At 72.8% G+C, this 4300-nt stretch carries 3 protein-coding genes; 1 reads left to right on the top strand and 2 read right to left on the bottom strand.

Annotated features, from left to right (window positions below):
• Positions 1-149: 149 nt before the first annotated feature.
• Positions 150-989: a TetR family transcriptional regulator gene (locus GXP76_RS34335; RefSeq protein ID WP_242575538.1), complete on the bottom strand. Its 840-nt coding sequence runs from the start codon at positions 987-989 to the stop codon at positions 150-152.
• A 100-nt stretch (positions 990-1089) separates the two neighbouring features.
• Positions 1090-2880 carry a 3-hydroxyacyl-CoA dehydrogenase family protein gene (locus GXP76_RS34330; protein ID WP_242575537.1) on the bottom strand — a complete coding sequence of 597 codons (1791 nt, stop codon included), beginning with the start codon at positions 2878-2880 and terminating at the stop codon, positions 1090-1092.
• Between the two features lie 374 nt (positions 2881-3254).
• On the opposite strand from GXP76_RS34330, the gene GXP76_RS34325 reads away from it, so the two are divergent.
• A complete protein-coding gene (locus tag GXP76_RS34325; RefSeq protein ID WP_242575536.1) occupies positions 3255-3935 on the top strand; it encodes a HEAT repeat domain-containing protein in 681 nt (226 codons plus the stop codon).
• Positions 3936-4300 lie beyond the last annotated feature (365 nt).

Here is a 4300-nt window from a genome sequence, read left to right as displayed (position 1 = left end):
AGGTCGGCGCGGCCCACCTGGACCACGGTCCGCGCCTCGCCGCCGCTGAACTCGTTCCGGAACTGCTGCTCCCCGGACACCAGCGCCCCCTCCGTCGGTCCCGGCGTCGAACTGACTGCCTATCACGGAAGAGGCGGCGGGTGGCGGGGTCAGCGGCTTCCCAGGGCCTGCTTGATCGTGCGCATGACCTCGTCCAGCGGCGCGTCGGTGCGGGCCACCGCCACCAGGACCTCGCCGCTCGTGCTCACCGTCGCGGCGGGACTCGCGCCGCCGCCCATCGTCCGGCCCGCGCCGATGCCCGAGCCGAAGGTGTCGCGGACGATCGCGAAGGCGTGGTCGAGCTGTGTCTCCACGTCGCCCTGGCCGTCCGCCCGCAGCCAGCGGCGCAGCACATGGTTGTGGGCGGTGACGACGGCCGACGCGGCCACCTCTGCCAGCAGCGGGTCGTCGTTGCCGTCGGGGTGCTCGTGCTCGTCGAAGTGGCCCAGCAGATAGCGGGTGAACAGCCGCTCGTAGCGGGCCACCGAGGCGATCTCGGCCTCGCGCAGCGTGGGCACCTCGCGGGTGAGCTGGTAGCGCGCCACGGAGAGGGTCGGCGAAGCCGCGTACATCCGCATGACTTCCTTGATGCCCCGGCACACGGTGTCGAGCGGGTGCTCGTGCGCCGGCGCCGCGTTCAGGACCGCTTCCGCGCGGACGAGGGTGTCGTCGTGGTCCGGGAAGATCGCCTCTTCCTTGGAACGGAAGTGCCGGAAGAACGTCCGGCGCGCGACCCCGGCCGCCGCGGCGATCTCGTCGACGGTCGTCGCCTCGTACCCCTTGGTGGAGAACAGCTCCATCGCCGCCGCCGACAGCTCCCGGCGCATCTTCAGCCGCTGGGCCGCCGCGCGGCCGCCCGCCGCGCTCTCCGGCGCGTCGGCAGTGGTGTTCGTACGGGCGGGCCGTCGGGCGGAGTCAGCGGGCTGAGCCATGACCCGAACGTACTGCATCCGCGCAGGAGGGCGCGCCCGTGGGGGCCGCGCCGGGACGGACCGCGGAAGGCGGCCCGCCCGGCGACCGGGTACACGTCACGGTCAAGACGGGTCCCCGCTACCTTCGCGCCGCGTACTCGCGGAAGCCGCGTCCCGTCTTGCGGCCCAGACAGCCCGCCGCCACCAGGTGTTCCAGCAGTGGCGCCGGCGCCAGTCCCGGGTCGCGGAACTCGCGGTGCAGGACCTTCTCGATGGCCAGCGAGACATCGAGACCGACCACGTCCAGCAGTTCGAACGGCCCCATCGGGTAGCCGCCGCCCAGCTTCATCGCGGCGTCGATGTCGTCCAGCGTCGCGTAGTGCTCCTGGACCATCTTCACCGCGTTGTTCAGGTACGGGAACAGCAGCGCGTTCACGATGAAACCGGCCCGGTCGCCGCAGTCCACCGGGTGCTTGCGGATCGTCGCGCACACCTCGCGGACCGTGGCGTGCGCCTCGTCCGACGTGAGGACGGTACGGACCACCTCGACCAGTTTCATCGCGGGGGCCGGGTTGAAGAAGTGCATGCCGATCACGTCCCGGGGACGCGTCGTGGCGCGGGCGCACGCCACGACCGGCAGCGACGACGTCGTGGTGGCAAGCACGGCGCCCGGCTTGCAGACCTTGTCGAGCGCCGCGAACAGCTGCCGCTTGACCTCCAGGTCCTCGGCCACTGCCTCGACGGCGAGATCGACGTCGTCGAACGCGTCGAGCGAATCGGCCGGGGAGATCCGCGCCAGGGCGTCGTCGCGCGCCTCCCCGGTCAGCCGCCCCTTGTCGACTGAGCGGCCCAGTGACTTGGCGATCCGGGCCTTGGCCGCGTCGGCCTTCTCCTGGCTGCGGGCGGCGAGCACCACGACATAGCCCGCCTTGGCGAAGACCTCCGCGATGCCGCTCGCCATCGTTCCCGAGCCCGCGACACCGACCGACCGGACCGCGGGCCGCCCGCTTTCGCCGCCGCGTCCCTCGTCCAGCGGGGTCAGCGCGTCGCGCACCACCGTGCCGCTGCCCGGCGCCTCGTACGTGTAGAAGCCGCGTCCCGACTTGCGGCCGGTGAGCCCGGCCTCGCTGAGCTGCCGCAGGATCGGCGCCGGAGCGTGCAGCCGGTCGCGCGACGCCGCGTACATGGCCTCCAGGACCGTACGGGCGGTGTCGACGCCGATCAGGTCGAGCAGCGCCAGCGGGCCCATCGGCAGACCGCAGCCGAGCCGCATCGCAGCGTCGATGTCCTCGCGCGAGGCGTACTTCGCCTCGTACATCGCGGCGGCCTGGTTCAGATAGCCGAAGAGGAGCCCGTCGGCGACGAAACCGGGCCGGTCGCCCACGCCGACGGGCTCCTTGCCCAGCTCACGCGCCAGCGCGGTGACGGCGGTGACGGCCGTCGGCGCGGTCAGCACCGACGACACGACCTCGACCAGCTTCATCGCCGGGGCCGGATTGAAGAAGTGCATGCCGAGCACGCGCTCCGGGTGCGCGGAGTCGGCGGCGAGCCGCGTCACCGACAGCGCGTTCGTGCCGGTCGCCAGGATCGTGCCGGGACCGACGATCCCGTCCAGCGCGCGGAAGACCTGCTGCTTGATCTCGTACGACTCGGGGACGACCTCGATGACGAGATCGGCGTCCGCGGCGGCCTGGAGGTCGGTGAACGTACGGAACCGGGCGAGCATCCCGCGCCGCTCCTCCTCGGTCACCCGCCCGCGCTCCACGGCACGGGCCGTGGACGCCTCGAGTGCGGCGACCGCCTGGGCGGTGGCGATCTCGTCGATGTCGATGCCGATGACCTCGCGGCCGGCGCGGGCGAGGACCTCGGAGATACCGGTCCCCATCGTGCCGAGGCCGACGACGGCGATGGTGGAGAGAGGGATGTCCATCACGGGACTCCAGGGGGATGAGTGACGACTGAGGAGGGGGACAGGCGCGATGCCGTTGCCGTGCGCCGGGGCCGCCGCACTCGTCGAGTGGGGCGCGCCGCGCGGGCGTTGTGGATGTCGGGATGAGAAGCCGGCGGACCCTGTCCCGGAGTCGCGCCGTACGTGTGCCGAACCGACGGGCACTCACGGTGGCTGCGTCACCAGGCCACCGGGAGCCGCGGGGGTTTCCCGCTCACTTGAGATTAACCGGCCGGTAACAAGCGCGCCAGCCCTGGGGAGATGTGCGGTGCGTCACCGGCGGAAACCGGCCGTTCCGGCGCCGCGTGGTCACTCAGAGCGTCCTCTCGGACACGGAGCGCGGATACTCTGCCCGGATGAGTGAGCTGGAACAGCAGGCAGGGCCTGCGGAAGCGGCGGGGGTGACCGAGGGGGTCCGGGTGGCCGGGCCCCGCGCCTCGTCTGTCACCGCCCGTACCGAACGGGCCGTCACCGACGAGGAATCGCGCGTACTCGCCGAGCGGGTACGGGACGAGTCCGGCGACTCGGCCACGTACCGGCGGCTGATCGCCACCGAGAACCACGAGGAACTGGCGGACGTCCTCGTCGCGCCCCAGTACCCCCTGTGGGCACGGGAGATCGCCGCCTTCCGGCTCGGCTGCGCGGGGGACCGGCGGGCGTTCGAGACGCTGGTGCTGCTGCTCAACCACCGCGATTCCCAGCGCTGTCTGTCGGCCTCCCACGCGCTGGCCGTACTCGGCGACCCCCGCACACCGCGCGCCGCCGCCGCGCTCGCCACCAACGTGCTGCGCACCGCGTACGCGCTCCACCCGGTCCGGCTGCTGACCGAACTGCGGGCGCCGGAGTCGGTACCGGCCCTGATCGCCACCCTGGAGCGACTGCTCGCGCCGAACGAGACCCACTGGCGGGTGGCGCTCGCGTGCGTGGAGGGCCTCGGCCGCCTGGGCGACCGCCGCGCGCTCCCCCTCCTCCGCAGCGCCCGCGCGCACCCGCGCCTCTCCGCTGCCGCGTCGGAGGCGCTGAGGCGGCTGGGGTGAGGGCCGCGCGTCACCTGGCGGAGGCTGGTCTGTCCTCAATCGCCGGACGGGCTTGAATTGGCCGCCGGGCCGGATGGATGTGCCCACCGGGCGCGCTGCAAGAGGTCCGCCGCGACCGGGTGTGTCCTCAATCGCCGGACGGGCTTGATGTGCCGCCGGGCGGGCTCGAAGCGCCGGCGGGGCCGGTTGGAAGTGCCCACTGGACGGGCTTGCAATGCCCGCCGGGCCGGGGTGGATGTGCGCGCCGGGCGCGCTTGAAGAGGTGCGCCGCGACCGGTTGTGTCCTCAATCGCCGGACGGGCTTGAATTGCCCGCCGGGACGGGCTTGATGGGCCGTCGGTGGGACGGATGTGCTTGCCGGGGGG

The sequence above is a fragment of the Streptomyces sp. NP-1717 genome, from assembly GCF_022695985.1.
Lineage (GTDB): Bacteria > Actinomycetota > Actinomycetes > Streptomycetales > Streptomycetaceae > Streptomyces.
Note: the sequence above shows the minus strand (reverse complement) of the source record. Positions and strands in the feature narration are given on the sequence as shown.